The organism is Streptomyces sp. NPDC020917 (assembly GCF_044333795.1).
Taxonomy (GTDB): domain Bacteria; phylum Actinomycetota; class Actinomycetes; order Streptomycetales; family Streptomycetaceae; genus Actinacidiphila.
Genome location: NZ_JBIRRR010000007.1, coordinates 59,780 through 85,688, shown reverse-complemented (window position 1 = coordinate 85,688; position 25,909 = coordinate 59,780). Strand labels below are relative to the sequence as shown.

26 protein-coding genes and 1 pseudogene are annotated in these 25,909 nt (G+C 70.7%); 21 read left to right on the top strand and 6 right to left on the bottom strand.

The window, feature by feature from the left end; translation table 11 throughout:
- Positions 1-10: 10 nt before the first annotated feature.
- Positions 11-664, bottom strand: a complete 654-nt coding sequence (locus ACH4TG_RS17170) for a hypothetical protein (RefSeq protein WP_398243126.1) — start codon at positions 662-664, stop codon at positions 11-13.
- A gap of 455 nt (positions 665-1,119) precedes the next feature.
- Here ACH4TG_RS17170 and ACH4TG_RS17165 point away from each other — a divergent pair, with 455 nt between their 5' ends.
- Together ACH4TG_RS17165 and ACH4TG_RS17160 are read left to right on the top strand one after the other, a co-directional pair.
- Complete coding sequence (locus ACH4TG_RS17165) at positions 1,120-1,815, top strand: DUF6882 domain-containing protein (RefSeq protein WP_398243125.1); 696 nt, start codon at positions 1,120-1,122, stop codon at positions 1,813-1,815.
- A 341-nt stretch (positions 1,816-2,156) separates the two neighbouring features.
- On the top strand, positions 2,157-3,818 hold the full coding sequence (locus tag ACH4TG_RS17160; protein ID WP_398243123.1) for an LPXTG cell wall anchor domain-containing protein: 1,662 nt from the start codon (positions 2,157-2,159) through the stop codon (positions 3,816-3,818).
- A gap of 44 nt (positions 3,819-3,862) precedes the next feature.
- Here ACH4TG_RS17160 and ACH4TG_RS17155 read toward each other — a convergent pair whose 3' ends face one another.
- Complete coding sequence (locus ACH4TG_RS17155; protein ID WP_398243122.1) at positions 3,863-3,997, bottom strand: hypothetical protein; 135 nt, start codon at positions 3,995-3,997, stop codon at positions 3,863-3,865.
- A 123-nt stretch (positions 3,998-4,120) separates the two neighbouring features.
- On the opposite strand from ACH4TG_RS17155, the gene ACH4TG_RS17150 reads away from it, so the two are divergent.
- From ACH4TG_RS17150 to ACH4TG_RS17120, 7 genes and pseudogenes are all read left to right on the top strand, one after another.
- A complete protein-coding gene (locus tag ACH4TG_RS17150; protein ID WP_398243469.1) occupies positions 4,121-4,546 on the top strand; it encodes a hypothetical protein in 426 nt (141 codons plus the stop codon).
- A gap of 43 nt (positions 4,547-4,589) precedes the next feature.
- Positions 4,590-4,676 (top strand): annotated as a pseudogene (locus ACH4TG_RS17145) (AAA family ATPase); the annotation flags it as partial.
- A 103-nt stretch (positions 4,677-4,779) separates the two neighbouring features.
- Positions 4,780-5,169 carry a barstar family protein gene (locus ACH4TG_RS17140; RefSeq protein WP_398243121.1) on the top strand — a complete coding sequence of 130 codons (390 nt, stop codon included), beginning with the start codon at positions 4,780-4,782 and terminating at the stop codon, positions 5,167-5,169.
- Between the two features lie 832 nt (positions 5,170-6,001).
- Complete coding sequence (locus tag ACH4TG_RS17135; RefSeq protein WP_398243120.1) at positions 6,002-7,162, top strand: DUF4041 domain-containing protein; 1,161 nt, start codon at positions 6,002-6,004, stop codon at positions 7,160-7,162.
- A 253-nt stretch (positions 7,163-7,415) separates the two neighbouring features.
- Positions 7,416-7,805, top strand: coding sequence for a hypothetical protein (locus ACH4TG_RS17130; RefSeq protein ID WP_398243119.1), 390 nt, complete (start codon positions 7,416-7,418; stop codon positions 7,803-7,805).
- 198 nt (positions 7,806-8,003) lie between these two features.
- Positions 8,004-8,270, top strand: coding sequence for a hypothetical protein (locus ACH4TG_RS17125; protein ID WP_398243118.1), 267 nt, complete (start codon positions 8,004-8,006; stop codon positions 8,268-8,270).
- 39 nt (positions 8,271-8,309) lie between these two features.
- Positions 8,310-8,489, top strand: coding sequence for a hypothetical protein (locus ACH4TG_RS17120; protein ID WP_398243116.1), 180 nt, complete (start codon positions 8,310-8,312; stop codon positions 8,487-8,489).
- Here ACH4TG_RS17120 and ACH4TG_RS17115 read toward each other — a convergent pair.
- Complete coding sequence (locus tag ACH4TG_RS17115) at positions 8,459-9,265, bottom strand: GntR family transcriptional regulator (protein WP_398243115.1); 807 nt, start codon at positions 9,263-9,265, stop codon at positions 8,459-8,461. The genes ACH4TG_RS17120 and ACH4TG_RS17115 overlap by 31 nt on opposite strands.
- Positions 9,266-9,386: 121 nt before the next feature.
- On the opposite strand from ACH4TG_RS17115, the gene ACH4TG_RS17110 reads away from it, so the two are divergent.
- From ACH4TG_RS17110 to ACH4TG_RS17080, 7 genes are all read left to right on the top strand, one after another.
- Positions 9,387-10,682, top strand: coding sequence for a D-tagatose-bisphosphate aldolase, class II, non-catalytic subunit (locus tag ACH4TG_RS17110; protein ID WP_398243114.1), 1,296 nt, complete (start codon positions 9,387-9,389; stop codon positions 10,680-10,682).
- On the top strand, positions 10,679-11,839 hold the full coding sequence (locus ACH4TG_RS17105; protein ID WP_398243113.1) for an SIS domain-containing protein: 1,161 nt from the start codon (positions 10,679-10,681) through the stop codon (positions 11,837-11,839). The genes ACH4TG_RS17110 and ACH4TG_RS17105 overlap by 4 nt, the downstream gene beginning before the upstream one ends.
- Before the next feature lie 49 nt (positions 11,840-11,888).
- The gene (locus ACH4TG_RS17100; protein ID WP_398243112.1) at positions 11,889-12,872 is read left to right on the top strand and encodes an N-acetylglucosamine kinase; all 984 of its coding nucleotides are present in this window, start codon (positions 11,889-11,891) and stop codon (positions 12,870-12,872) included.
- Entirely contained in the window at positions 12,872-13,834 is a 963-nt protein-coding gene (locus tag ACH4TG_RS17095; RefSeq protein ID WP_398243111.1) for a DMT family transporter, read from the top strand. Before ACH4TG_RS17100 ends, ACH4TG_RS17095 begins: the two co-directional genes overlap by 1 nt.
- 88 nt (positions 13,835-13,922) lie before the next feature.
- Positions 13,923-14,771, top strand: a complete 849-nt coding sequence (locus tag ACH4TG_RS17090; RefSeq protein WP_398243110.1) for a ketose-bisphosphate aldolase — start codon at positions 13,923-13,925, stop codon at positions 14,769-14,771.
- 444 nt (positions 14,772-15,215) lie between these two features.
- Complete coding sequence (locus tag ACH4TG_RS17085; protein ID WP_398241415.1) at positions 15,216-15,749, top strand: SigE family RNA polymerase sigma factor; 534 nt, start codon at positions 15,216-15,218, stop codon at positions 15,747-15,749.
- Positions 15,746-16,405 carry a hypothetical protein gene (locus ACH4TG_RS17080; protein ID WP_398243109.1) on the top strand — a complete coding sequence of 220 codons (660 nt, stop codon included), beginning with the start codon at positions 15,746-15,748 and terminating at the stop codon, positions 16,403-16,405. Before ACH4TG_RS17085 ends, ACH4TG_RS17080 begins: the two co-directional genes overlap by 4 nt.
- 189 nt (positions 16,406-16,594) lie before the next feature.
- Here ACH4TG_RS17080 and ACH4TG_RS17075 read toward each other — a convergent pair whose 3' ends face one another.
- The 3 genes from ACH4TG_RS17075 to ACH4TG_RS17065 form a co-directional block, all read right to left on the bottom strand.
- The gene (locus tag ACH4TG_RS17075) at positions 16,595-17,242 is read right to left on the bottom strand and encodes a MarR family winged helix-turn-helix transcriptional regulator (RefSeq protein ID WP_398243108.1); all 648 of its coding nucleotides are present in this window, start codon (positions 17,240-17,242) and stop codon (positions 16,595-16,597) included.
- Positions 17,239-18,879 carry an FUSC family protein gene (locus tag ACH4TG_RS17070; RefSeq protein WP_398243107.1) on the bottom strand — a complete coding sequence of 547 codons (1,641 nt, stop codon included), beginning with the start codon at positions 18,877-18,879 and terminating at the stop codon, positions 17,239-17,241. Before ACH4TG_RS17070 ends, ACH4TG_RS17075 begins: the two co-directional genes overlap by 4 nt.
- A 139-nt stretch (positions 18,880-19,018) precedes the next feature.
- A complete protein-coding gene (locus ACH4TG_RS17065) occupies positions 19,019-19,732 on the bottom strand; it encodes a FadR/GntR family transcriptional regulator (RefSeq protein ID WP_398243449.1) in 714 nt (237 codons plus the stop codon).
- Positions 19,733-19,964: 232 nt separating this feature from the next.
- On the opposite strand from ACH4TG_RS17065, the gene ACH4TG_RS17060 reads away from it, so the two are divergent.
- The 5 genes from ACH4TG_RS17060 to ACH4TG_RS17040 are packed head-to-tail and all read left to right on the top strand — an operon-like array spanning position 19,965 to position 25,810.
- On the top strand, positions 19,965-21,557 hold the full coding sequence (locus ACH4TG_RS17060; protein WP_398243106.1) for an amino acid permease: 1,593 nt from the start codon (positions 19,965-19,967) through the stop codon (positions 21,555-21,557).
- Positions 21,554-22,927, top strand: a complete 1,374-nt coding sequence (locus ACH4TG_RS17055) for a glutamine synthetase family protein (protein WP_398243104.1) — start codon at positions 21,554-21,556, stop codon at positions 22,925-22,927. Before ACH4TG_RS17060 ends, ACH4TG_RS17055 begins: the two co-directional genes overlap by 4 nt.
- Positions 22,924-23,667: a gamma-glutamyl-gamma-aminobutyrate hydrolase family protein gene (locus ACH4TG_RS17050; RefSeq protein ID WP_398243103.1), complete on the top strand. Its 744-nt coding sequence runs from the start codon at positions 22,924-22,926 to the stop codon at positions 23,665-23,667. The genes ACH4TG_RS17055 and ACH4TG_RS17050 overlap by 4 nt, the downstream gene beginning before the upstream one ends.
- Positions 23,664-25,046: an aldehyde dehydrogenase family protein gene (locus ACH4TG_RS17045; protein WP_398243102.1), complete on the top strand. Its 1,383-nt coding sequence runs from the start codon at positions 23,664-23,666 to the stop codon at positions 25,044-25,046. The genes ACH4TG_RS17050 and ACH4TG_RS17045 overlap by 4 nt, the downstream gene beginning before the upstream one ends.
- Entirely contained in the window at positions 25,043-25,810 is a 768-nt protein-coding gene (locus ACH4TG_RS17040) for a 3-oxoacyl-ACP reductase (protein ID WP_398243101.1), read from the top strand. The genes ACH4TG_RS17045 and ACH4TG_RS17040 overlap by 4 nt, the downstream gene beginning before the upstream one ends.
- The last annotated feature ends 99 nt before the right edge of the window (positions 25,811-25,909 follow it).

Genomic DNA, 25,909 nt, shown 5'->3' with positions numbered 1-25,909 from the left:
CCAGCCACCGTTACTCGGCGACCTCAGGCGCTGCCGGCGCGGCATCCTTGTCCGACTGGGCGGGCGCTGCCGGGGTGGAGGCGTAGAAGACGGAGGAGCCTTGCTTGTTGCGATGCGCCAGGCCCTTGGCGACCAGGCTTTCCACGGTGGTGCGTACGACCGTCGGCTTGATTCCGCGCTCGGGGTGGGCCTGGACGAGTGCTTCGGTCAGTTCCGCTGCGGAGCGCGGCTCGGACTGAGCGGAAAGGTGGCGGCGGACGAGTTCCACCAGGGTGGACCGGGCCGACTTCTCGTCCGCAGGCTTGCCTGCCGGGGTTCGGGCGGACGACTTCCTGGACGTCTCCTTCTTGGCAGCCGCGCCCCCTGGCGTCTTCTTCGCCCGCGGCTGCTTCCCGGCGTCGGCCGCGGTCTTCTTACGCGGAGCGGGCACCGAAGCGTCTTCCGGGGCAGCGGCCGGCTGGACCGGAGCTGCCGCGACACCCAGCGCCTGCTGCACGTTGAGCAGCACCGAGTGGTCATGCTGGAGTGCCACCAACTGCTCCTGCAGCGCGGCGATGTCCCCGCTGATCCGTTCCTGCTCCTTGGTGTTGCGTTCGAGATCGGTGGTCACTTGTGCGGCGTACTGAGATGCCACTCCAGCGGTTTCCGTCGTGTTCTGCGACATGGTGTCGGCCTTCCTTGTTGTCTTCCGCACAACTGCACGGGGCTGCGACGCTGGAGCCGCACCGCCAGCCCTTCACCAGTGTTGTCGGGGCTGGGCCAGACAGCGGTGGCTGCCCCTATGGCGAATCGCCTGTCCGTAGATGGTACGGACAAGCGGAGTGAGATGTTCCTGATGGTTCATGTTTAGTGGCCAAGATGGCATACCGTCGGTTGGGGCGGAGCACAGGGGGTGCAGCCGTTCACCGCGTCAGCCAATTGCATCGGTGACGATGATGACTGGCCGCAGATGGGTGAGCAGGCGATGGTCGCCCAGCACAATCGCCCGAGGCGCGATTCCTTTACGAAGCCCGCCTGGTACTCCAGCGCTACATCGCGATCTTCGTGAGTGCCTCGCCCTGCCGGCCCAGGGCAGAGGCATCCGAGAGCCGCCGGTCTGGCAGGGGCTAAGCTGCCCCGATGACCGTGGCCTTCTCTGACGCCTTCCTGCACGCCGCCGAATACCACGCGGCCTGGGGCGTACAGCAGCTGGAAATGATCGACCAGGCCTTCCCAGCTGGGCCGTGGACGGCAGATCTGGAACAGTGCCGCTACGAGTCCGGCGGCCGAAGCCTGCGAGTGGGACTGCTGGGCAGCTACGACCTGGCCGAGCAGACCTGGCTGTGGGGCTGGGCCAACCCGGGGCTGCGCGGCAGTGAAGTGGCCGCCGCCAGCGCGCAGATCCCCGAGTTCGGCCGTCGTCACGGCATCGTGGAGCTGCAGCAGGAGGACGTGGCGCTCGCCCGTTTCGACGATCCGCGCCGCGCCGCCGAGGCGCTGGCCTTCCTTGGCATGGCAGTGCTCGGCGCGCCCGGCTACATCGGCCAGGAGGCCGGACCGGAGACCCGGGTCTACTTCGTGCCGCAAGACCCGCAACTCCAGCCCGCGCGGCTGGACCCGGTCGCCATGCCGCGCCATCTGCTCACTGGCGCACAGCTTTTCGCACGCTCGCCGCGGCTGGTGGTCAACGGGTGGTTCGCCCTGCACGGCGTCTCGGTGCAGGAGGCCGCCGACCAGATCACCGCGCCTTTGCCCAGCGGGGGCGCGGCGGTGGTCTCCTTCGACTCCGTCGGCCGCATCTCCGGCATCAACGCCGGACCGGTTTCCGCCACGTGATTTAGCGGTGCCAGGAGGTCCAGCGGCGGACTTGGTGCTCTTCCAGGCCGGTCAGGCCCCTTTCGCGCCCGCTCCGATCGGGGTACGGCTGCTGCCCGCCTTGCACCACGACGCCCCCGACATCGCCGCTGCGCACCACACCGCCCTTTACCGGGTCGCGCCCGGGCGGCCCTCGCCGGCCGCGTCATGGCTGGGCTGGGGACCGACCATGCCCCCGTGTCCCCGCCACCGCTGAGCCGCAGCTCTCCACGGGCGTGTGAGGACGGTCACGCACCCGCCGCATTGGGTGCACTCTGCACACGCTATGGTCCTCCCCTCGAACAGCTCTACGAGAGGACGCGATGAGAACCAACTTGCGCGGACGGCGGGCACTCAGCGCCACGGCGGCAGCGGCCGCATGCATGGCGGCGCTGACGGCCGGGGTGGGCACCGCCTTCGCAGATCCCGACTACCTTGAGATCTATGTCGCCCAGGGAACGCCGACGCTTCCCGCGGCCGTCAACGGCACTTCTATCGCCGAGACCCTGCACATCCACGTGCTGCACGAGTTCGACGACCCCGGTCCGGCCGCCACGCTGACCATCGACACCAGCGGCCTGGCCGGTGTCGCACAGGTAGCGGCCTGGCCGAAGGGCTGCACGCCCAGCGGGTCGGGCGCCACCTGCTCCATCGACCACGTCGACGGTTTCAACACCGCGCCGAACTACCTGGACCTGAAAGTCAAGGCCGACCCGAAGGCGGCCAACGGCGCACACGGCGACCTGAAGCTGAAGGCGACGGCCGCCGGCCTGGACAGCGCCGAGGACACCGAGACCCTCAAGGTCGGCTCGGGCCCCGACCTGGTCCTGCAGCCCCTGAAGAACCTCGAACACGTCGCCCTGGGCACGACCGTGAGCGCGCCGGTCCAGTGGTCCAACCGCGGCAACGCCCCGGCAGCCCGCACCGTCATCGAGCTGAACACCATGGCCGGCCTCGACCTGACGGACCACTTCTCGAACTGCCGCTACAGCAAGCCCCGTGACGCCGCCCGCAAGGACGTCACGGCCGTCTGCGTCATCAACACGAGCATGGCCCCCGGGACGACCTGGCGCCTGTCCTCCGACATCAAAGCGAAGGTGACCCCCGAGGCCTACCAGACCTTCATCGATGTCGGCGTCATCCCGCCCGGCCCGGACGCCGACGCCCTCGTCGCCGCGGCCAAGAGCTTCACCCCCGGCACCGGCCCGGCCCTGACGGTCAAGACGGCCACCGCGTCGAAGTCGGCCATGGCCGGCGACCTGAACTCCTACGACAACTACGGTGAGCTGGGCGTCAGCACCGACAGCCACGCGCACTACTCCGCCGTGGGTGACGCCGTGCACGTCGCCAAGGGCGCCACCGTCCCGGTCACCGTCGGCATGCGCAACAACGGCCCGGCCCTGATCTTCGACCGCAGCGGCGGCGAGGGCGTGGACACCCTGATGGTCACGTTCCCCAAGGGCGCCACGGCCACGAAGATCCCGACCGGCTGCTCGCTCGTCAAGGACGGTGTCAAGGGAACCGGCCCGTACCGGTGCGGTGCCCCTGACTCGATCGTCCAGCCGCCCGGCTACCACGCGGACTGGACCTTCACCGTCCGCGCCGACGCCACGCTCGCCGACGCCCGCGGCACCGCCGGCCTCTCCAACATGATGCACGACATGGACGGACGCCCGGTCACATTCCCCTGGGACAACTCGACCGACGGCTACGTCCAGGACATCGTGTTCAACGGCCCGACCACGACGGCCTCCCCGTCCCCGTCCCCGTCCGCGTCGGCACCGGCCGGCGGCTCGACGGCGCCGTCGACGGATACCTCGGCTCCGGCCCCGTCCTCCTCGGCCACCCAGGCCGGCGGATCCCTGGCGGCCACCGGTGGCGGCAGCAACATGACCACGCTCGCCGGCATCGGCGCCGGGGTCATCGCGGTCGGCGCGGGCGTGTTCCTTCTCGCTCGTCGCCGCAAGACGGCCACCCACGCCTGACAGCTCGATGAAGCGGCCCGCCGGGCCCACCGGCGGGCCGCTCATCACCACAGCACCAGCGCCCCAACCGCCAACCTCCGGCGCGCACCTGAAGGCGTGCGAGGCAGTTCCTCGTAGGTCCTGCCGTCGTAGCCGATGTCCAGCCTGCCCTGCGGCATGCCCCGACTGGCATTGGACATAGTCACCGTATGGGTGGTGGCAGTCAGGGGCCCGTGACACGGGCTCGACCGGCGGCACATCATGGTCCGCGCGGACGGCGCGCGACGGCGGTGTGCGTCATTCTGAGCGCGATACCAGGGCTCGTGGTCGGGGTGCTCATCATCGTGGGCGGATTGCGGACCATCTACGGGCAGGGGAGTGGCTACCAGGACTACTCCGGCTACAGCAAGGCCGGTGCGATGGTGGTCACGGCGCTGCCGATCATCGTCCTCGGGCCGGTGTTGCAGCGGTTGTTCTTCGGGGCGTCGTGGCAGACGATCCGGCGCAAGGATATTCCTCGCCGGACGCTACGCCGTTATCGGCAGGTGCTCCTCGTCGCGCTTCTCGGGATCGAGGTGCCCCTCTTCTGGTTTCTCGTTCCGGGGATCGTCGGGCTCGGAGCCGCCCACGGTTACGCGTGGTGTGCGCTGCTCGGGTGCCTCTTCGGGGCGCTACTCGCAGCGCTCAGCATCGGCGTGCTCTTGTACTGCTTCGTGCTGGATCCCCTCAGCACCCGCTTGCGCCGGTGAGTGCCTGATCGGCGAGTCCGGCACTCACCGGCAAGTCCGACATGACCGCCACGGCGACGAACTCCTCTTCCAGGTGCTGACCGAGCGCCAGGAGAAGAACAGCGTCGCCATCGCGTCCAACGAGTCCTTCGGCAAAGCGCACATGCTCCGGCGAACCCGTGCGGGGCGATGCCTGAACAGCACAGGTTCACTCCAGATGATCGTGACTCCGAGGCGGACGTATCCTGCGGATCGTGAGGGCAACATTCGTGCTGGACGGCACTCGGATTCGATCCTTGGATGACTTCTGGCGCGTGCTCATGGACGCGTTCGACAGCCCGGGACGCCAGTACTTCGGCTGGAACCTCGACGCCTTCGCGGACTGCCTCAGTGGCGGGCCCGGGGCCCCGGACGCGGACGACTATGTCGTCGCGTGGCACGGCCACGCCATATCGCGCGAGCACCTCGGCTACCCGGAAACGGTGCGCCAGTTGGAGCTTGTCCTGGCGCAGTGTCACCCTTCGAACCGGGCGGCTGTCGAAGTCAGGTTGGCCGCTGCCCACGACCGACGCGGACAGACCGTCTTCGACCAGCTCGTCGAGATCTTCGAAAGCCGTGCCCCAGGTGTTCTGCGCCTGCAGTAGCGGGATGGCTCACGGCTCAGGGAGCCTCCCGGCATCGACGTGATCGGCGAGATGGATGAGGGCGGCCTGCGGGGCCGCTGCAGTACCGAACAGGTCCGACCCCTACACCACTTCCACGGAGGCAACCCGCCCACGTCAACTGGTGTAAGACCTCGATCACGACCGGGTCACAATGAGCGGACATGTCCGGTCATCGATCGATGGTGTCCGGCACGATGATCCTCTCCGTATCGCCTGCCGTCGTGCCGGTGCGGAGGTGCCGTGACGCGCGTGCGCGCGCCGTGAGAGGGAGGGGCTTGCGATGGAGTACCGCTTCAACCCGCCGCCGGGATGGCCGGTTCCGGAAGAGGGCTGGGTGCCGGACGCGCAGTGGAGACCGGATCCGTCCTGGCCGGCGCCTCCGCCTGGCTGGCAGCTCTGGGTCCCGATGGTGACGCCTCCGGGCAGTGCCGGTCCTTCGTGGGCTCCCGGTGCGTCGACGGGTGCGATGGCTCCGACGGTGCCCGGGAATCCGGCAGCGTCGGCAACGCTCGGGGACGCCGGACCGGGTGCGGGGAGCCCTCTCGGCGGCGCGACCGCCGAGGCGCCCCGGACCGGGGCGACGCCGTCCGGGCTCCCGACCGCCCTGCCGCCTCAACGCGGGGGCCTGTTCGGACGACGGCAGCGGAACGAGCCGTCGGAAGTCGCCGAGCTCCGTGCCTGGATCGCCAGAACGCAGGGGGCGGAGGCGGAGGCGGTCGCCGGCCTTATGCGTCAAGTCCGCGCGGAGGCAGCGGCGTTACGGGGGCAGGCGGAGGAGGAGGCGGAGGAGATCCTTCAAGACGCCCGGGACGTGGCCAAGGAGATCCTGGACGACGCCCGCCAGACGGCGAAGGAGACGCAGCGGCTGCAGAAGGAGGCGGAGAAGTACCAGCGGGAGACCTACCAAGCGCAGGCGCAGCTCGCGGCGACTCAGGCCAGGATCGTCACCGCGGACGAGACCGCGCTGCTCCAGGAAGTCGGCATCTACGCCTACCGGCACCAGTTGGCCGACGCCATCGCCTACCGCAGCCGCCTGGACTCGCTGCAGGCCGAGATCAAGAACCTCGCCCGGACCAATCAGGCGGTGCTCGCGGCCACGGACTGGACCGTCAACGGCTCCCGGCGCGAGGGCCAGAAGATGATCCGCGACTTCTCCAAGCTCATGCTGCGCGCCTACAACGCGGAGGCCGATTTCGCGGTGCGGAGTATGCGCCCGCACCGCTTGAACTCGCTTGTGGATCGCCTGTACAAGAGCCGGGAGACCATCGCGAAGCTCGGCGCCACCATGCACATCCGCATCTCGGACGGCTACCACAACGCCCGCGTCAGGGAGTTGGAGCTCACCTCGGACTTCCTGCAGAAGAAGGACGAGGAGAAGGAGGCCCAACGCGAGCTGCGGGCACGGGAGAAGGAGGAAGCCGCGGTCCAGCGGGAGCTGGAGCGCGAGCTGGAGAAACTCCGCAAGGAACAGGGACACTACGAGGCAGCGCTGGAGCGCCTGCGGGAACGTGGCGACCACGCCGCCGCAGCCGAGATGGAGGCCAAACTGGCCGAGATCGAGAGCGCGCTGCGCGACGTCGAGACCCGGGCCGCCAACATCCGCGCCGGATACGTCTACGTCATCTCCAACGTCGGCGCCTTCGGCGACCGGATGGTCAAGATCGGTCTGACCCGCAGGCTCGAACCGCTGGAGCGCGTGCAGGAACTCAGCGGCGCGTCCGTGCCGTTCCGGTTCGACGTGCACGCGCTGATCTTCAGCAAGGATGCCGTCGGCCTCGAAACGAGGCTTCACCAGGAGTTCGACGCGCGAAGGGTGAACCGCGTCAACGGCCGCAAGGAGTTCTTCTACGTCACCCCGGGGGACGTGCGTGACGCTCTGCAACGCCATGCCGGTCAGCACCTGGTGGAGTTCAAGGAGGAGCCCGAGGCACTGGAGTGGCGGGCCAGCGCGACAGCGGCCCCCCGCTCCTGAGCCGGCGCGCATCATGTCGCGAGCAGGCATCGCTTTCTTTGGCGGCCGCGGCGGCAGGGTTCGCGGTTTCCCGGGAGGTCGACACCAGGCGTCTGGGCGACATGGTGGGCAGGCATGTGACCGGCCGGGACGTATCGCGGTTCCTTGGCCCCGGTTCGGATCGTTCCTTCGTGGGGTGGCTGGGAATGGAGTGATTACGTCCTATTTATCGATCGCCGGTCAGATGGTGGCTCATCCATCGACAGGAGGAAGCATGAGGAAGAGGGTGGGGGCCGCGGTCATCGCGGTGCTTTCGACGGGGGGTCTGCTGTTGGGGACGGGGGCTGCGCAGGCTGCCACAGGGAAGAACATTCCTTACACCGAGACGACGGATGGCAACCCCGGGGGATCGGCGGAGTTCAAGTGGAACGGTGACATTCTCGTCGCTTGCGACAACCAGGCTGACGGCTATGGGGTCAGGGCGACGCTGTACAACAGCGCCGGCACTGCGCTGAAGCACGTCGACGATCCGCAGTCCGACAACACCTGCATCGCGAACAGCGCGAACATCACGGATGGGATCGGCGTGCGGTTGACGGTGTGCCTGTACAAGGGCGGTATCTACACCTACTGGTGCCGCACCTCGGCATGGGGCGTTTCCTGATCCGGCCTGTCCTCGGGAGATAGGCAGGGCGCCCGGCGCAGCACCTCGCCGAGAGGGTGCGCCGGGCGCTCGCGCGCCCAAGGACTCGGGTGCCCGGCGGCTTCGTCAGGGCCACTCCCGTGACGGCCACATGAGATGCTCCGGGTGCGCGGGCACGCCGTGGAGCGTGACGGTGCGGAGGGGGGTGGCACTTTGCGCTTGGCCAATGTGGGCAGGGCTCTGCTCTGGGCCGCGTGGTTCGATGTCCTGGGCGTTTGGCAGAACGGCTTTCACGTCCTGCATTTCCTGATCAGAACAGCTGCCGCGTTCGTCATCGCTCTGCTGATGCTCGAATTGTCCGATCGATGGAGCAGACGTCGGAACATCCACACGCCGGCCCCACCACCGCCACCGCTCGCGCCGCCACATCCACGGTTCGAGCAGCCGCACAGCGATGACGTCGGCAAGGGCGAAGGCGGCAGCTAGGTCCGGACGGCCTCCGGGTGCTGCCCGGCGCCGAGGGGCTTGCCGCATCGGCTGGACCCGGCCGTCGTCACCTCGCTGAGCGAGCAAGCCGCCCAGGTCGCCGACGGGCAGTACGCGGGCACGGCGGGAAGCGCGGATCTTTCCGACGAGCCGATGCTCCCCGTACCCGCGGGGATGCCCTACGGGACCTATGAGCTGATGGTGCCTTGGAAGCGGTAGCGGTCGCCCCGGTAGATGGCCAGGGTGAGTTCGAGCGGGCGGCCGTCCTGGTTGAAGGCGAGTTGCAGCGCCAGGAGCACGGGCGTGGCGTCGTCGATCTCCAGGAGTTCGCGCTCGGTGGCGTCCGGTAGCCGGGCCTCGACGGAGTACTCGGCGACTCGGGGCAGCTGCGGCGGATCGGCGCTGCGCAACGTCGCGAAGAGCGACGCGGTGGTGAAGTCCGTCTCGGCCAGTGCGGGACACAGCGACAGCGGCAGGCGATTGTGCTCCACGACGACGACCTGCCCGTCGATGGAGCGCAGCCGCCGCATCTCGAACAGGGGCGCACCAGGGCCGATGCGCAGTCTTTCCGCCTCGCTGACGGTCGCCGGCCGGACCGTCGAGTGCAGAACCCGGCTGCTGGTGGTCAGGCCGTGCTTGGCCGCGTAGTCGGCGAAGCCCTCGACGGCATGGGTGCGCTTGCCGGCGGTGTCCGGCGTTTCCACATCAGCCGGGTTCGGGACCGCCGCGGGCCGGGTGACGAACCATCCGCGGGCGGCGGCGGACTCGACCATGCCCCGGGCCGAGAGCTCGGTGAGCGCCGCACGCAGCGTGACGCGCGACACGGCGTACCGCGTTGCCAGCGTGCGTTCCGACGGCAGCCGGTCGCCGACCTGGGCGCCGTGGGCCGAGAGATCGGCCCACAGACGCGTTGCGACCTGGGCATACAGCGGCAGTGCGTCGTCAGCCAGTAGGCCCCGGGGGAAGGCGGGGGCGGGATCCGCGGAAGGATTCATACCAGAGTAATACCAGATATCGACCATTGACGGCCACCCCCTAGGCCAGTACCGTTCGTGCAAGTTTGAACTTTGGGCCCGAAGTGGTTCAAAGTATGGCAAGTCATGCAAGGAGCTGGTAATGGGGATCTGGCTGGACGAAGTGGTCCAACAGCAAAAGGCCGGACGATCCCAGGGCGTCACCTCCGTGTGCTCGGCTCATCCGCTGGTCATCGAAGCGGCTGTCCGCCAGGCGCTGGAAACCGGTGATCACCTGCTGGTGGAGGCGACCTCCAACCAGGTCGACCAGTACGGCGGCTACACCGGCATGCGGCCGGCGGACTTCCGCGACCTGGTACATGCCATCGCGGTCGACAATGGTCTGCAACTGGACCGCGTGATCCTGGGCGGCGATCATCTCGGCCCGAACCGGTGGCAGGCTCTGCCGCCGGACGAGGCGATGGAGGAATCCCGTGCCCTCGTCGCCGCCTACGCGGCGGCCGGATTCACCAAGATCCACCTGGACTGCAGCTTCCCGTGCGCGGGCGATCCCGCGCCGCTGACCGACGACATGGTCGCCGATCGCGCCGCGCGGCTGATCCGCGCGGCCGAGGACGCCGTGGGCCCGCAGGGTGCGGAGCGCATCCGCTACGTGATCGGGACCGAGGTTCCCACGCCCGGCGGCGCGCACGAGGACCTCGGCGTCCTCGCCCCCACCGGCGCCGAGGCGGCACGCGCGACGTTGGAGCAGCATCGCAAGGCATTCGCCGCGCAGGGCATCGAGGGCGTGTGGCCACGCGTCATGGCCCTGGTGGTCCAGCCGGCCGTGGAGTTCGACCACCTGCGGGTCGTCGACTACCGGCCCGAGCAGACCGTGCAGCTCCGCGAGGTCCTCGACGACGAACCCGGCATGGTCTTCGAAGCGCATTCGACCGACTACCAGACCGTCGAGGCCCTGACCGCGCTGGTCGAGGACCACTGGGCGGTCCTCAAAGTCGGTCCGGGCCTGACCTTCGCCCTGCGCGAGGCCCTGTTCGCCCTCGCGGCGATCGAGGAGGAGCTGGTGCCCGCCGGTGAACGTTCCGGCCTGCCCGAGGTGGTCGAGCGGCGGATGCTCGTCGAGCCCGCTCTGTGGGAGAGCTACTACCCGGGCAGCCCGGCCGAGCAGCGCCTGGCCCGCCGCTACAGCTACAGCGACCGGCTCCGCTACTTCTGGCCCGACCCCGAGATCGCGCAGGCCCAGGCCCGGCTGTTCGACAACCTCGCGGCTGTCGACCTTCCGCTGCCGCTGATCAGTGCCCACCTTCCCCTCCAGTACGCCCGGGCCCGCCGGGGAGAGCTCCCGCTCCGACCCCGCGACCTGGCCATCGACCATGTCCGCGACGTCCTGCGCGACTACAGCCGCGCGTGCAACCCGAACCACAAGGAGTTCGTGTGACGACCACCCTCCCCGGCGGCCCGACCGTCGATGACGGGGCAGCCCACACCGTTCGTGAGATCGCCCAGCAACCCGCCCTGTGGCGTGAGGTGGAGCGCATCCTCGCCGCATCCCGCGAGGAACTGGACGCCTTCCTGCGCCCGCTGCTGGCACGCCCCGACCTGCGGGTGGTGCTCACCGGCGCCGGAACCTCCGCCTACGCCGGGCAGGTGCTCCAGACGGCACTGTCGCGGAAGCTGGGAGTGCGCGTCGACGCGGTGGCGACCACGGACCTGGTGGCCGACCCCCGCGGATGCCTTGCCGAGGACCTGCCCACCCTGCTGGTCTCCTTCGCACGATCGGGAGACAGCCCCGAGAGCGTGGCCGCCACCGAGCTGGCCGACCAGGTGCTCACCGAAGCGCACCACCTCGTGATCACCTGCAACGCCCAGGGCAGCCTGGCGCTCAGGCACGCCGACCGGCCCGCCTCCCGTGTGCTGCTGATGCCGGCCGCGGCGAACGACCAGGGCTTCGCCATGACGTCGAGCTTCACCTGCATGACGCTGGCCGCGCTGCTCGCCCTCGGCGGCGACGCCTACCGCGGTGTCGCCGGCCGCCTGGCGCAGGCGGCCGAGTGGATCACCGCCAACGCCGAACAGACCGTGGGCGACCTGATGGCCCGGGCGCCCGAACGCATCGTGTACCTGGGAAGCGGAGCGCTCAAGGGTCTCGCCGGGGAGTCGGCGCTCAAGGTGCTCGAACTCACCGGGGGAGCGCTCGTCGCCACATCGGAGTCCTCGCTGGGATTCCGGCACGGCCCCAAGGCCGTACTCACCGAACGCACCGTCGTCGTCGTGTACGTGTCCAACGACCCCTACACCCGCCGGTACGACCTGGACATCGCCGCGGAGCTGCGGAGCGGGCTGCCCGCCGGCAGCGTCGTGACGGTGAGCGCGGCCTCCGGTGCCGACCCGCACGGGGGAGACCCCGACAGCTGGGCGCTGCCCGCGCTGGCGGACGTCGAGGACGTCGCCCTGGCCCTGCCGGCCGTGGTGTACGCCCAGCTCCTGGCCCTGCACGCGTCCCTCGCCAGGGGGATCCGGCCGGACCAGCCCTTTCCCTCGGGCGAGGTCAACCGGGTGGTGCAGGGCGTGATCCTGCACTCCCTGCACAACTGAGACAGTCGGCTCAAGCGGCGTGGCGGGGGCGCCGGACGGAGGTTTCACCGTGTTCCTCGGTGTTGACGGTGGCGGGACCAAGACCGCCTTCAGCCTGATCGACCACTCCGGTCAGGTGCTGGCGCGGGCGAAGGCGCCAAGTTCGTACTACTTCTCTGACGGCATCGACCTTGTCGGGCGCGTCCTGCGGCAAGGCGTGGACGAGATCTGCGCCGCGGCCGGGGTGACTCCGGCGCAGTTCGACTACGCCTTCTTCGCCCTCCCTGGTTACGGGGAGGCCGCCGGAGACCTGCCGGCCCTGGACGCCGCCCCGCGAGCCGTGCTGGGACACGACCGCTACGCGTGCGACAACGACATGGTGTGCGGCTGGGCCGGCTCGCTGGGCGCGGTCGACGGCATCAACGTGATCAGCGGCACCGGCTCGATGACGTACGGCGAGCGGCTCGGCCGCGGCGTACGCGTCGGCGGGTGGGGAGAACTGTTCGGCGACGAGGGGTCGGCCTACTGGATCGCGATCCGCGGGCTCAACGCCTTCTCGCGGATGAGCGACGGCCGGCAGCCCGAGGGCCCGCTGGCCGGGCTGCTCCGCAGGCACCTGGAGCCCGTCTCCGACCTGGACGTGATCGACATCGTCTACAACCAGTGGAAGGGCGACCGCGGGCGGATCGCCGCACTCAGCCGCGTGGTGGCGGAGGCCGCCACGCTCGGCGACGACTGCGCCGCGGCCATCCTGGCCGACGCCGGCCGGGAGCTCGCCACGGTGGTCGACGTCACCCGCCGGCGGCTGGAGTTCGCACCCGACGAGACCGTGCCGGTCTCCTACTCCGGCGGCACCTTCACCGCCGACGCCGTCCTGGCGTCGTTCACCGCCGCACTGCACGGCAGCCACACCGGCTACGAGCTGCGGCGCCCGCTCTACGAACCGGTCATCGGCGCCGCGCTGTACGCGGCGAAACTGGCCGGCACCCCGCTCGATCACACCGCGCTCGACGCCCTGCGATCGGTACCGCACACCGCAGATGAGGAAAAGTGATGAACGGCGTCAAGCGCAGCTGGATGGTCTACGCGACCCTGCTGGTCGTCTTCTGGGGCGTCTGGGGCGCGTTCTCCAGCGAGCCGAACTCCCGCTACGGCTACCCCAACGAGATGATCTACATCATCTGGGCCTTCACGATGCTGATCCCCGCCTACTTCGCGCTGCGCGGCAACCGGTTCGACCGGCGGCCCGTCGCGGCGGTCTGGGGACTGCTCGCCGGACTCACCGGCGCCGGCGGGCAACTGCTGCTCTTCCAGGCGCTGTCCGAGGGCCCGGCCTACCTGATCTTCCCCGTGGTGTCGCTCTCCCCGGTGATCACCGTGCTCATGGCGACGGTCCTGCTGCGTGAGCGCATCGCCCGCCTCGCCGTGGTGGGAGTGGTGATCGCGCTGGTGTCGATCGTGCTGCTCAGCATCCCCGGCGGCGGCAGCTCGGCCTCGCACGGCCCCTGGCTGCTGCTGGCCATCCTGATCTGCATCGCCTGGGGCGCGCAGGCGTTCTGCATGCGCAAGGCGGCACTGGTCGGCGTCAACGACGCCACGACCTTCGGGTGGATGACCATCAGCGGGCTCCTGCTGGTGCCGGTGGCGTACGCGATGATGGGCGGGCTGCCTTCCGGCGCTCCCTGGCAGGCTCCGGCACTCACCGCCGTCACCCAGGTGCTCAACGCGATCGGCGCGCTGTTCCTGGTGATGGCGCTCAGCCGGGGCAAGGCCTCGGTGGTCGCCCCCATCACCAACGCGCTGGCGCCGGTCCTGACGATCGTGCTGTCCCTGGCGGTCTACCAGACCCTGCCCAACGTCTGGGGCACCATCGGCATCGTGTTCGCCCTCGTGGGCTCGACCCTGATGGTGTACAGCGACGAGAAGACAGGTGAGGACCCGGCAACGGCCCCCGGTCCGGAGGCGGGCGTCGCTGCCGGCGTCGCGCACGCCGCACCGACGGTCAACCAGCGCTGACACCCCCGAGCCGGCCGGCACGGACGTGCCTCGTCCGTGCCGGCTGCACCCGTGCAACACGCCCAGCACAGAATCGAAGGCCCCACCCATGTCCCTGGTGCACACGCGGGAACTCGTCGAGCAGGCTGCCGCAGCCCGGCGCGCCGTCCCGGCGTTCAACGTGATCACGCTGGAGTACGCCGAGGCGATCGCCGAGGGCGCCGCGGCCTCCGGCGTACCGGTGATCCTGCAGATCAGCGAGAACGCCGTGCGGTTCCACGGCGGCCAGGTCGAGCCGCTCGCGCGAGCCGCGGCCGAGGTGGCCCGTGTCTCCAAGGCCGACATCGCGCTCCACCTCGACCACGTCACGGACATCGGACTCCTGCACCGCGCGCCCGGCGCGGGCTTCTCCTCGGCGATGTTCGACGCCGGGAGGCTGCCGTACGCCGACAACCTCGCGGCCACGCTCGCCGCGGCGCGGTGGGCGCACGATGCGGGAGTGTGGCTGGAGGCCGAACTCGGCTACGTGGGCGGCAAACCCGGTGCGCCCGCGAGCGCGCACGCACCCGGGGTGCGGACAGATCCGCAGGAGGCGGCGCGCTTCGTGGCGGACAGCGGCGTCGACGCCCTGGCGGTCGCGGTGGGCAGCAGCCACGCGATGACGGAGCGCTCGGCATCGCTGGACCACGCGCTGATCGAACGGCTGCGGGACGCGGTGCCGGTCCCGCTGGTTCTGCACGGCTCGTCGGGCGTCGCGGACGGCGAACTGCGCCGCGCCGTCGGTGCGGGCATCGCCAAGGTCAACGTCGGCACCGCGCTCAGCGCGGCCTTCACCCGCGCGGTTCGCGAAACACTGGCGGCCCGCCCGGACACCGTCGACCCGCGCCACTGTCTCGAACGCGGCCGGGAGGCCATCGCCGAGACGGTGCGCCACCTGTGCGTGGTCGTCGGCGGCTGAACCACCGGGGGCGGGGGCAACTGCTCACGCTGTCCCTCCTGCTGCCTCCATCCTGATGGTGAGCGCGAGGGTTCCGTGGCAGCCGACAACGCCGTGCGGGGGGCGGACCGGGCCGAGCGGTGCTTGCCGAGAGTAGTGGCGACGTCGACGATCGCGGCGATCATGTCCTGAGCGAAGTGCACGGCCCGTACATACCGGCGTGGGCTGTTGGCGGTGCGTCGTGGGCGCATCCACCGTGGCGGGATCCGGCGTGGATTCCGTTGGCTAGGCGTCGGGGGCGGGTGGGGGCATGGCCGGCCGCGGTGATCACGAGGGTGGCCATCCTCGGGACAGGCCCGGCCGGGGCTCGAGCGGAAGGGCCCGGACTGGCTGCCGCACCCGAGGACGCACAGCGGGGGAGGTAAGTGTGTGGGGGGCCTGCGGCGTGTAGGGGGTGTGGAGCAGATGGAGTTCAAGGAGTTCTACCGGGCCGGGCGGGACGTCTGCCTGCGGGCTGTGCTGGTGAGTGTGGGGGATCGGCAGCTCGCGGAGGATCTGGTGGCCGAGGCGTTCACCCGGGCCTGGGCGTCCTGGCCGAAGGTCAGCCGGCATCCGGCGCCGCGTGCGTGGATCGTGCGTACGGCGCTGAACACCCGGGTGTCGTGGTGGAGACGCAGACGCAAGGAGGTCGGGCTGGAGGACGGCCCGCCCGATGTGCCTGATCCGCGGGAAGCCGAGCCCGGCCTGGACCCCGCTCTGCTCGCCGTGTTGCGTCAACTGCCGCAGCGGCAGCGGGAAGTGATCGCGCTACGGGTCTTCCTCGATCTGGACACCAGGGCCACGGCCAAGGTGCTGGGGATCGCGGAGGGCACCGTGACCGCTCATCTGTCGCGAGCCGTGTCGGCGTTGCGCGCGCAACTCGTCACCGTCGATGACGGCACCACCCACGACGGCACCCCTCACGACGGTGCCACCCACGACCAGGAGGTCCGACCATGAGCGAGCACGAGGTGCTCGATGCACTGAGGGATTCCCTCGACGACATCACCATGTCCACGCCGGTGGAGCGGATCGAAGCGGCGGGCAGGGCCCGTCGCCACCGGCGCCGCCTGGTGGGCACGGCCACCGCCGCGTCCGCCGTGGCCCTCGCGATCGCGGTGCCCGCGCTGAGCAACCCCTCGACGGCACCGCCGTCGAGCGGCGACAGCACGGGCGCGGGGTCGGTGCACGTGCAGACCGCCGCCTACACCATCGACACGAAGACGGACGGCACCCTGGTCGTCACCTGGGACAAGGCCGCCTACTTCAGCGACCACGCGGGCCTGGAGCAGGCGCTGGGCAAGGCGGGATTCCCGGTCCTGATCAAGGAGGGCGTGTTCTGCAAGGGCCCGCACGACGACGGGACGCTCAGTCCCAGCGGGTCCGGGCCCGGGGTCACGAACGTCGTGAAGAGCAGGAGGGACAGCGACGGCAAGGTGACGTTCATCTTCACCCCGGCCGCGATGCCGGCCGGGAAGCAGCTGTTCATCGGCTACCTCAACGCCGCGCAGCTGGCCTCGGTCCATATGAACCCCGGCTCCGTGGAGCGGATCGTACCGGCGCACGGGCCGCTGACGTGCACGAGCACCCCGCCGCCCGAGCACCACTACAACTGAGGGGGCAGGCAGCGTCGCCCGGCCGGGCGGACCCGAACGGCCGGGCGACGCTGCCGCACGCCTGCCTCAGCGGTGATGAGCAGCGAGCCGTCCGCTGCGGCCGGCGAACCGGCCAAGGCGAGCTCGGTCCGGGAGGGCCGCGCTTCGACCCCTTCGCGCAGGAGCCCCTGACCGGACGTCCGCTGGGGCTCAGCCCCTGGACACGCCGAGACGACCCTCCAGCTGAATCAGCAACTCGCCGAGCCGACGGGCGAGTTCCTCCTGGCGGTCGCCGTCGATACCGGACAGGGCTGCGGCCTCGTACCCGAGCTGCGCGGGAAGGAGGCCGTCGACGAGGGCGCGGCCCGCGTCGGTGAGGCGGACGTGGGCGACGCGCCGGTCGCGGGTGTCGCCGCGCCTTTCCACCAGGCCGCGTTCGGTGAGGTGCTTGAGCCGCTTGGTCACGGCGGCTCCCGAGGAGAACGTCTCACGGGCCAGTTCGCCGGGGGTCAGCTCGTGGCCGGTACGGCGCAGCGTGCCGAGGACGTCGAACTCGGGGCGGGTCAGCCCGGCCCGGCGCAGCGGCGCGTCCTCGGCCTGCTGGAGCAGGGCCGCACAGCGGTTGATTCGGCCGATGATCTCCATGGGGCCGGTGTCGATGTCGGGGTGAACAGCGCGCCACTGGCGCACGACGGCGCCAACAGTGTCGGACGCGGACTCCCGCGACGCGCGGCGATCGCGTGCCTCCTCCCGGGCACCCGCCCCCGGCGCCTCCCGCCTCGCGGCTGTTCCGCCGTCTGCTCCGCCGCCTGTTCCGCTTCCGCCGCCATCGGCCGTCTGCCGTCTCGCCGCTGTCATGTGGTCGATTCCTCCGCCATGTGCAGTCCCTGCCGTCGCACCGTCGCCGCGAGGGTACGGTGCCCGCTCCGTTCGGCGGCGAGCACCCGCTTCTGAGGCAGGGCGGCGCGCTGCCGCCACTCGCCCGCCGCCGTGTCGGTGGCGTCGCGCAGGTCGACCAGGGCCGCGGCGAGGCCGCGGCGGGCGGCCTCCAGCGTGCCGGGTGCGGGGTACTCGGCGGCCATGGTGACCGCGGCCCGTTGCTGTGCGCCGTCGAGGGTGGCGAGGGCGTCCTCGATGCGGTCGCCCGCACGCCGGTTGGTGACCGCGACCGCGGCGACGAAACCGAGCAGCGCGCCGATGAGGGTGTCCAGGACCCGGTCGGTCATCAGTTCGCCTGGCTGCTGGATCCCCGAGAACTCGGTGACGAGCAGCGCCATCGGGGTCACGCAGACACTGCCGAGCCAGTAGTTGCGGCCCATCAGGGCCTCGGCGGCGAAGCTGAGGGCGACGCAGCACAACACGAGGGCCACTTGGCCGAGATGGGCGAGGGGGACCAGGGCCGCGAAAAGCAGTACGCCGAGGAGGTTGCCGAGGACCCGTTGGACGCCCCGGTTCCAACTCAGGGTGAGGTTGGCCTGGTAGAGCGAGGCCGCGGTGACCAGTGCCCAGTAGGGGCGGCCCACACCGAGGGCAAGGGAGCCGTAGCCGGCGAGGCCGCAGCCGAGCGCGGTGCGGACGGCGATGGGGGCGAGCGGGCGGAGGCGGCCGGACAACGGCCTTCGGGGGCCGACGAACTCGGCGTCGATGCCGTGGAGTTCGTCGATTGCCGGGCCCAGGTCGTCGGGGTGGGGCACGGGGCCGGTGCCGCGCAGGGCGCGGGCCCAGGCACGCAGGCGGGCGGGGTCCGTGTCGGCGGGCGCCGCGAGGGCCACCTCGGCACGAACGACGAGCCGTTCAAGGCCGCGGCGGGGCGCGGAGCGGGCGCCGGAGGACCGCAGGGACTGCCAGGCGGCGTGCACGGCCGCGGCGCCGGCGGCCCGGGAGGAGGCTCCGCGGCCCTCGGCGTGGGCCGCCGCCGCGTTCAGGGCGCCGGCGGTGGCCCGGCGTTCGGGACCGTACGGCCGGAGGAGTCCGGGTGCCATGCCGACCAGCCACGCCCAGGTACCGGTGGCGGCGGCGATCCCGAGATGGCCGGGGATCTGGCCGGCGGTCTGGGGCGCGAACAGGGACGCGGAGCTGACGAAGGTGAGGACGACATGGCCGGGTGGGCCGATACGGGTGGCGTCGCACAGCACCTTCTGTCCGGCGGCGAGGATCGCCCCGACGGCGATCAGGACGGCCGTGTTCCGGGTGAGCGAGGCAGCGGTCAGAGCCACGGCCAGTCCGGCGAGCATGCCGAGCACCACTGCGGCCAGCACGCGGGCGCGGGCGGCGTACGGGCGGTGGTGGGCGTACAGGGCGGAGAGCGATCCGGCCATCGCGTACATCGCCAGGTCGAGGTGCCCGAGGGCGACCAGGGCCAGGTTGGGCGGGGCCACTGCGGCGACCACGCTGAGTGCGGGCTTGAACCATATGGCGGACGGCTGGCCGATCCTCAGAGCGCCGAGGAGGGGCAGGCGGCGGATGTGCGGGGGCCGAGGGCTCGGGCTGCTCATAGGGAAGAGTTTAGCAAGTGTTTTATCCGTGAAACATTGCCGCGGCCGTTCCGCCGTGGGCGGGTCGGCGGAGGCTACTGAGCGTGAGCGGAGTCAGGCGTATGAGGCGGGTGAAGGCCGGGCCGCGTTTGGGGGCGGGTCAGCCGAGGAAACCGCGCAGGAGCGCGGCGGTGGCTTCCAGATGTTCTTCGGTGGCCCGGCGGGCGGCCTCGGCGTCGCCGGCGAGGACCGCCTCGACCATCGCCCGGTGCTGGAGTGCGGAGTGAGCGATGTTCCGCTCGAGCACGGGGATGGCGTTGAGCAGGTCGTTGAGCCGCATTCGGGCTTCCGTGGTGCTCGCCGCCAGCGAGGGGGACCCGGTCAGCTCGGCGATCGCCAGATGGAAGCGGGTGTCCAGCTGGCGGTAGCGGTCGGGGGGCGCGGCTTCGAGCTCCGTCAGGTGGCGGCGCAGGTCGGCCCGCTGGCTGTCGCTCAGGGTCCGGCGGGCCGCGGCTTCGGCGGCACCGGTCTCCAGGGCGAGTCGGTAGGTGAGCGCGTCCTCCAGGTCGTCACTCCCGAAGCCCTCCACGGCCTTGCGCAGGGCTCCAGGGCGCGGTGCGGGCTGCCGGTAGGTGACGAAGGTGCCGCCGTAGCGGCCGCGGCGCGACTCGACGTAGCCGGTCCGCTGGAGCGAGCGCAGGGCTTCGCGGAGCGTGTCGCGGCTCACGTTCAGGCGCCCCGCGAGGTCCCGCTCCGAGGGCAGGCGGTCCCCGTATCCCAGCAGCCCCAGCTTGATGACCTGCAGGATGCGCTCGATGGTCTCTTCGAAGGCGTTTCCGGCCCGGACAGGACGGAAGGCGGCCGAACGGAGCATGCCGCCGGACACCTTCGGCTCCCGGTGCGCTCCTGGATCGTGATCGGCGTCCACGGCCGAAGCGTAACGGCGATGTAACCGGAACGGGCGACCGCCCTCTTGACGCGCTGGGACCCCGGCCGCCAAAGTGGCGGCACTCCAATGGCCCGAAAGTCGTCCATTGATCTTGGAAGGGCACACCGCTTCGTCGTGGGTGCTCCTCCTTTCCGCCTCTACCGCCAGGGGTGCCCCGATGACTTCCACCAGCTCACCCGACCACGCCGGCGAAGTCCCCGACCACAAGGGGGACCCCGGTGCCGACCAGTGCGAGGCGGGCGACGACGAGCGCCGTCTGCGGGAGTTGGGCTACGTCCAGGAACTGGCCCGCTCGATGTCCGGGTTCTCCAACTTCGCCGTCTCGTTCTCCATCGTGTCGATCCTCTCCGGCTGCCTGACCCTGTACGGCACCGGTATGAACACCGGCGGCCCGGTGATGATCACCTGGGGCTGGCCGCTGGTGGGTCTGTTCACGCTGTGCGTGGGCCTCGCGATGGCCGAGATCTGCTCGGCGTTCCCGACCGCCGGCGGCCTGTACTACTGGGCGGCCCGGCTCGCACCACGCAACGCGGCGGCCTGGAGCTGGTTCACGGGCTGGTGCAACTTCATGGGCCAGGTCGCGGTGACAGCCGGCATCGACTACGGCGCCGCCTTCTTCACCAACGCCCTGCTGGACATGCAGTTCGGCTTCTCCACCACTCCCGCGCACACGGTCGAGATCTTCGCCGTCATCCTGGTACTGCACGGCCTGCTGAACACCTTCGGGGTGCGCCTGGTCGCGCTGCTGAACAACGTCAGTGTGTGGTGGCACCTGGTCGGCGTGCTGATCATCGTGGCCGTGCTGGCGATCGTGCCCTCCAAGCACTCCTCGGCGTCGTTCGTGTTCACCCACTACGTCAACAACACCGGCTTCGGATCGTCGTTCTACGTCGCGATGCTGGGCCTGCTGCTCGCCCAGTACACCCTCACCGGGTACGACGCCTCCGCCCACATGACCGAGGAGACCAAGGGGGCGGCCATCTCCGGGCCGCGCGGCATCGTCAACGCGATCGTGGTCTCGCTGGTCGCCGGCTGGGTGCTGCTGATCGGCCTGACGTTCGCGATCCAGGACTACGACGGGGAGCTGGGCAGCAAGACGGGAGTGCCGCCGGCGCAGATCTTCATCGACGCGATCGGCGCGACCGGCGCCAAGTTCCTGCTGCTGATCGTCATCGGCGCCCAGTTCTTCTGCGGCATGGCGTCGGTGACCGCCAACTCCCGGATGATCTACGCCTTCTCGCGTGACGGCGCGCTCCCGGGCTCGCGGCTGTGGCACCGGATCAACCCCCGCACCCAGACGCCCACCAGCGCCGTGTGGCTGGGCGCCGGCGGCGCGCTGCTGCTGGGACTGCCCGCCCTGTGGAACACCACCGCCTACACCGCGGTGACGTCCATCTCGGTGATCGGCCTGTACCTGTCTTACGTCATCCCGGTCTTCCTGAGGCTGCGGCGAGGCGACGGCTTCGGACGCGGCCCCTGGCACCTGGGGCGCTGGAGCCGCCCGATCGGCGCCGTGGCGGTCGTGTGGACGGTGTTCATCAGCGTGCTGTTCATGCTGCCGACGGCGAACCCCATCACCGCGAAATCGTTCAACTACACGCCGGTCGCGGTGGCCGTCGTTCTCGGATTCTCCGCGCTGTGGTGGCTGGTGTCCGCGCGGCGGTGGTTCACCGGCCCGCGGATGACCGAAGCCGCCCGGACCGGCACGGCCGACCCTTCCCTGTCCGATTCCGGAGTGGAGAACCTGTGACGCATGTGGAACCCGGTCCGCGGCTGACCCTGGAGCAGTTGCGCGCCGACGTCGCGGACGGAGCGGTGGACACCGTCGTCGTCGCCCTCACCGACATGCAGGGCCGCCTGCAGGGCAAGCGGGTCGCGGCCCGGTACTTCCTCGACGACGTGCTCGGCACGGGCGGCGCCGAGGGCTGCGGGTATCTGCTCGCGGTCGACGTCGACATGAACACCGTGGACGGCTACGCCCACTCCTCCTGGGACACCGGCTACGGCGACTTCGTCCTCGCACCCGACCTGGCCACGCTGCGTCGCGTGCCCTGGCACCCCGCGACCGCGATGGTCCAGTGCGACGTCGTCGACCACGCCGGGCAGCCGGTCGGTATCTCGCCCCGCCAGATCCTGCGCCGCCAGCTGGACCGGCTCGCCGAGCACGGCTGGTCCGCCCACGTCGGCACCGAACTGGAGTTCATGGTCTTCCGGGACAGCTACGAGCAGGCGTGGCACCGCGGCTACCGCGACCTGACCCCGGCCAACCAGTACAACGCCGACTACTCCGTCCTCGGAACCGCCCGTATCGAACCGCTGCTGCGCCGAATCCGCACCTCCATGGCCGGCGCCGGCCTCACCGTGGAGTCCGCGAAGGGCGAGTGCAACCTCGGCCAGCACGAGATCGCCTTCAAGTACGCCGACGCGCTGACGACGTGCGACGACCACGCGGTGTACAAGACCGGCGCGAAGGAGATCGCCGCACAGGACGGCTACGCGCTCACCTTCATGGCGAAGTTCGACGAGCGCGAGGGCAACTCGTGCCACATCCACCTGTCCTTGCGCGAAGCAGACGGAACTCCGGTCTTCGCCGGCACCCGCCCCCACGGCTTCTCGCCCGCCATGGAGCAGTTCCTGGCCGGGCAGCTCGCCTGCCTCGCCGATTTCTCGCTGCTGCTGGCGCCGAACGTCAACTCCTACAAGCGCTACGCGCCCGGAAGCTTCGCACCCACCACGATCGCCTGGGGGCGCGACAACCGCACCTGCGCACTGCGGGTCGTGGGACACGGGTCCTCCCTGCGCTTCGAGAACCGCGTGCCCGGGGGCGACACCAACCCCTACCTCGCCGTCGCCGCCCTCATCGCCGCCGGACTGCACGGCGTCGAGCAGCAGCTCGCGCTCCCACCGGAGTTCGTGGGCAACGCCTACGCCTCCGAGGCTCCCCGGGTTCCCGCCACGCTGCGGGACGCCGTGCCTGCGTTCGAGACCAGTGAGGCGGCCGAATCCGCCTTCGGCAAGGACGTCGTCCGCCACTACGCGCACGCCGGACGGGTCGAACTCGCCGCGTTCGACGCGTCCGTGACCGACTGGGAGCGGCGCCGCGGATTCGAGCGGCTGTGACCACCCCCCTGGAACGTGGCCGGCTCGTCGCCCCTGGCGGGGTCCCGGTGATCGGCGTGTCCGGCTACCGCGACCATGCGTCCTGGTCGGTGTGGTCGCAGCCCGCCGCGCTGGTCCCGCAGTCCTACCTGGACGGCGTGGTGCGGGCCGGTGGAATGCCGGTGCTGCTGCCGGTGCAGCCGGATCGGGGCGCCGTCGAAGCGCTGGTGGCGTTGCTCGCCGGTCTCGTACTGACCGGGGGCCCGGACATCGACCCGGCCCGGTACGGTGCGCGGCCTGACGCACGCACCGGGCCGCCGCACCAGGAACGCGACGCGTGGGAACTGGCCCTGGCTCGCGCGGCGTTGGCCCGCGACCTGCCGGTACTCGGCGTGTGCAGGGGCATGCAGCTGCTGAATGTCGCCCTCGGCGGCACGCTGGAGCAGCATCTCCCGGACAGCGGGCACCAGATCGTGCCGGGCCGCTTCGTGCGGCGCGCGGTGCGGGTCCGTCCGGAGAGCCGGCTCGCCGGGATCCTCGGCGGATCCGCCGAAGTGTCCTGCTACCACCACCAGGCACTGGCCCGGATCGGCGCCGGACTGCTGCCCTCGGCGTGGGCGGACGACGAGGTGGTGGAGGCCGTCGAATCGCCCGGACACCGTTTCGTCGTGGGCGTGCAGTGGCACCCCGAGACCGACCTCAACGACCTTCGGCTCTTCGAGGCCCTCGTCGCCGCAGGCCGCAAGGAGGCTGTCGTATGACCGACATCGATGCTCCCGACGTGTTCGAGGTGCGCAACCCGGCCACCGAGGAGGTCATCGCGTCCGTGCCGATGGCCTCGGTCGCCGAGGCCGACGCCGCGATCGCCCTCGCAAAGGCCGCGTTCGCCCGGTGGCGTGCCGTGGCGCCCGCCGACCGGGCCAGGCTGCTGCGGGCGTTCGCCGCCGAGGTCGACGCCGACCGCGAGCACCTGGCCGCGCTGGAGGTCGCCAACGCCGGCCATACTGCCGGCAACGCCCGCTGGGAGGCCGGCAACGTCCGCGACGTCATCGACTACTACGCGGCCGCCCCCGAGCGGCTGTTCGGCCGGCAGATCCCGGTCGCCGGGGGAGTCGACCTCACCTTCCAGGAACCGCTCGGCGTGGTCGGCGTCATCGTGCCGTGGAACTTTCCGCTGCCCATCGCCGCATGGGGCCTGGCGCCGGCGCTCGCAGCCGGCAACACCGTCGTGCTCAAGCCCTCCGAACTCACGCCGCTCACCGCCCTGCGGCTCGCCGAACTCGCCCTGCGCGCGGGGCTTCCCGAGGGTGTGCTGACCGTCCTGCCAGGCCGCGGACCCGTCGTCGGGCGCCGGTTCGTCACCCACCCCGACGTGCGCAAGGTCGTGTTCACCGGATCCGCCGCCGTCGGCCGGGCCGTCATGGCGGGCTGCGCCGAGCAGGTCAAACCCGTCACCTTGGAACTCGGCGGCAAGAGCGCCAACATCGTCTTCGCCGACGCCGACCTCGAACGTGCCGCCGCCACCGCGCCGTACGCCGCCTTCGACAACGCCGGCCAGGACTGCTGTGCACGCTCGCGCATCCTGGTCGAAGCAAGCGTCCACGACCGGTTCCTCGCCCTGCTGGAACCCGCGGTCCGGGGCGTGAGCGTCGGCGACCCGGCCGACGAGAAGACGGAGATGGGCCCGCTCATCTCGGCCGCCCACCGCGAACGCGTCGCCTCCTACGTCGACCGGGTCGCCTATCGCGGGGAAGCGCCCACCGGACCCGGCTACTGGTACCCGCCGACGGTCCTCGCCGATGTCGGCGAGCACGACCGGGCGTTCAATGAGGAGATCTTCGGGCCGGTCGTCCTGGTCGTGCCGTTCCGCGACGAGCAGGACGCGGTCCGCATCGCCAACGCCACCGCCTACGGGCTCGCCGGATCGATCTGGACCCGCGACGTGGGCCGGGCCCTGCGCGTCGCCCGAGGCGTCGAGGCGGGCAATCTCTCGGTCAACTCCCATTCCTCGGTGCGGTACTCCACGCCCTTCGGCGGGTTCAAGCAGTCCGGGCTGGGCCGCGAACTCGGCCCCGACGCCCTGTCCGCGTTCACCGAGACCAAGAACGTCTTCATCGCGACGGAGGAACCCCAGGCATGAACACGCGACTCAGCGGCCGGACGGCGACCATCACCGGAGCGGCCAGCGGCATCGGCCTGGCCACCGCCCGGCGGTTCGCCGCCGAGGGAGCACGGGTGGTGTGCGTCGACATCGACGCCGAAGCGGGCGCCAAGGCCGCAGCCGACGTGGACGGCCTGTTCATCCAGGCGGACGTCACCGACGAGGACGCCGTGCGTGGCCTGTTCGAGGAGGTCGTCGAGCGCTACGGCCGACTCGACATCGCCTTCAACAACGCGGGCATCTCGCCTCCCGAGGACGACTCCATCCTGACCACCGGCCTGGAAGCCTGGCGGCGCGTGCAAGAGGTCAACCTCACCTCGGTCTACCTGTGCTGCAAGTACGCCATCCCCCACATGCAGCGCTTCGGCAAGGGGTCGATCATCAACACCGCTTCGTTCGTCGCCGTCATGGGCGCGGCCACCTCGCAGATCTCCTACAGCGCCTCGAAGGGCGGCGTGCTCGCGATGTCCCGTGAACTGGGCGTGCAGTTCGCCCGCGAGGGCATCCGGGTCAACGCCCTGTGCCCGGGACCGGTCAACACACCGCTCCTGCGCGAGCTGTTCGCCAAGGACCCCGAACGGGCCGCCCGCCGCCTGGTGCACGTGCCGATGGGCCGGTTCGCCGAAGCCGACGAGATCGCCGCAGCCGTCGCGTTCCTCGCCAGCGACGACGCGTCGTTCATCACCGCAAGCACCTTCCTGGTCGACGGCGGGATCTCCGGGGCGTACGTCACCCCCGAATAGCCGCTACCGCCCCCCGGTCCCGCGGGGAGGGGACGACATCCGCAACGCCTTTTTGCGGACCCTCCCTTCGCTCCCTCCCCGCGACCACGTCTCCCCACG

Coding starts and splice junctions, on each gene's coding strand:
- ACH4TG_RS17170 (WP_398243126.1), bottom strand. CDS start 664: ATGTCGCAGAACACGACGGAAACCGCTGGAGTGGCATCTCAGTACGCC.
- ACH4TG_RS17085 (WP_398241415.1), top strand. CDS start 15,216: ATGGAGTTCAAGGAGTTCTACCGGGCCGGGCGGGACGTCTGCCTGCGG.
- ACH4TG_RS17070 (WP_398243107.1), bottom strand. CDS start 18,879: ATGAGCAGCCCGAGCCCTCGGCCCCCGCACATCCGCCGCCTGCCCCTC.
- ACH4TG_RS17060 (WP_398243106.1), top strand. CDS start 19,965: ATGACTTCCACCAGCTCACCCGACCACGCCGGCGAAGTCCCCGACCAC.
- ACH4TG_RS17080 (WP_398243109.1), top strand. CDS start 15,746: ATGAGCGAGCACGAGGTGCTCGATGCACTGAGGGATTCCCTCGACGAC.
- ACH4TG_RS17165 (WP_398243125.1), top strand. CDS start 1,120: ATGACCGTGGCCTTCTCTGACGCCTTCCTGCACGCCGCCGAATACCAC.
- ACH4TG_RS17040 (WP_398243101.1), top strand. CDS start 25,043: ATGAACACGCGACTCAGCGGCCGGACGGCGACCATCACCGGAGCGGCC.
- ACH4TG_RS17155 (WP_398243122.1), bottom strand. CDS start 3,997: ATGTCCAATGCCAGTCGGGGCATGCCGCAGGGCAGGCTGGACATCGGC.
- ACH4TG_RS17095 (WP_398243111.1), top strand. CDS start 12,872: ATGAACGGCGTCAAGCGCAGCTGGATGGTCTACGCGACCCTGCTGGTC.
- ACH4TG_RS17110 (WP_398243114.1), top strand. CDS start 9,387: ATGGGGATCTGGCTGGACGAAGTGGTCCAACAGCAAAAGGCCGGACGA.
- ACH4TG_RS17045 (WP_398243102.1), top strand. CDS start 23,664: ATGACCGACATCGATGCTCCCGACGTGTTCGAGGTGCGCAACCCGGCC.
- ACH4TG_RS17090 (WP_398243110.1), top strand. CDS start 13,923: ATGTCCCTGGTGCACACGCGGGAACTCGTCGAGCAGGCTGCCGCAGCC.
- ACH4TG_RS17075 (WP_398243108.1), bottom strand. CDS start 17,242: ATGACAGCGGCGAGACGGCAGACGGCCGATGGCGGCGGAAGCGGAACA.
- ACH4TG_RS17065 (WP_398243449.1), bottom strand. CDS start 19,732: ATGCTCCGTTCGGCCGCCTTCCGTCCTGTCCGGGCCGGAAACGCCTTC.
- ACH4TG_RS17160 (WP_398243123.1), top strand. CDS start 2,157: ATGAGAACCAACTTGCGCGGACGGCGGGCACTCAGCGCCACGGCGGCA.
- ACH4TG_RS17115 (WP_398243115.1), bottom strand. CDS start 9,265: ATGAATCCTTCCGCGGATCCCGCCCCCGCCTTCCCCCGGGGCCTACTG.
- ACH4TG_RS17130 (WP_398243119.1), top strand. CDS start 7,416: ATGAGGAAGAGGGTGGGGGCCGCGGTCATCGCGGTGCTTTCGACGGGG.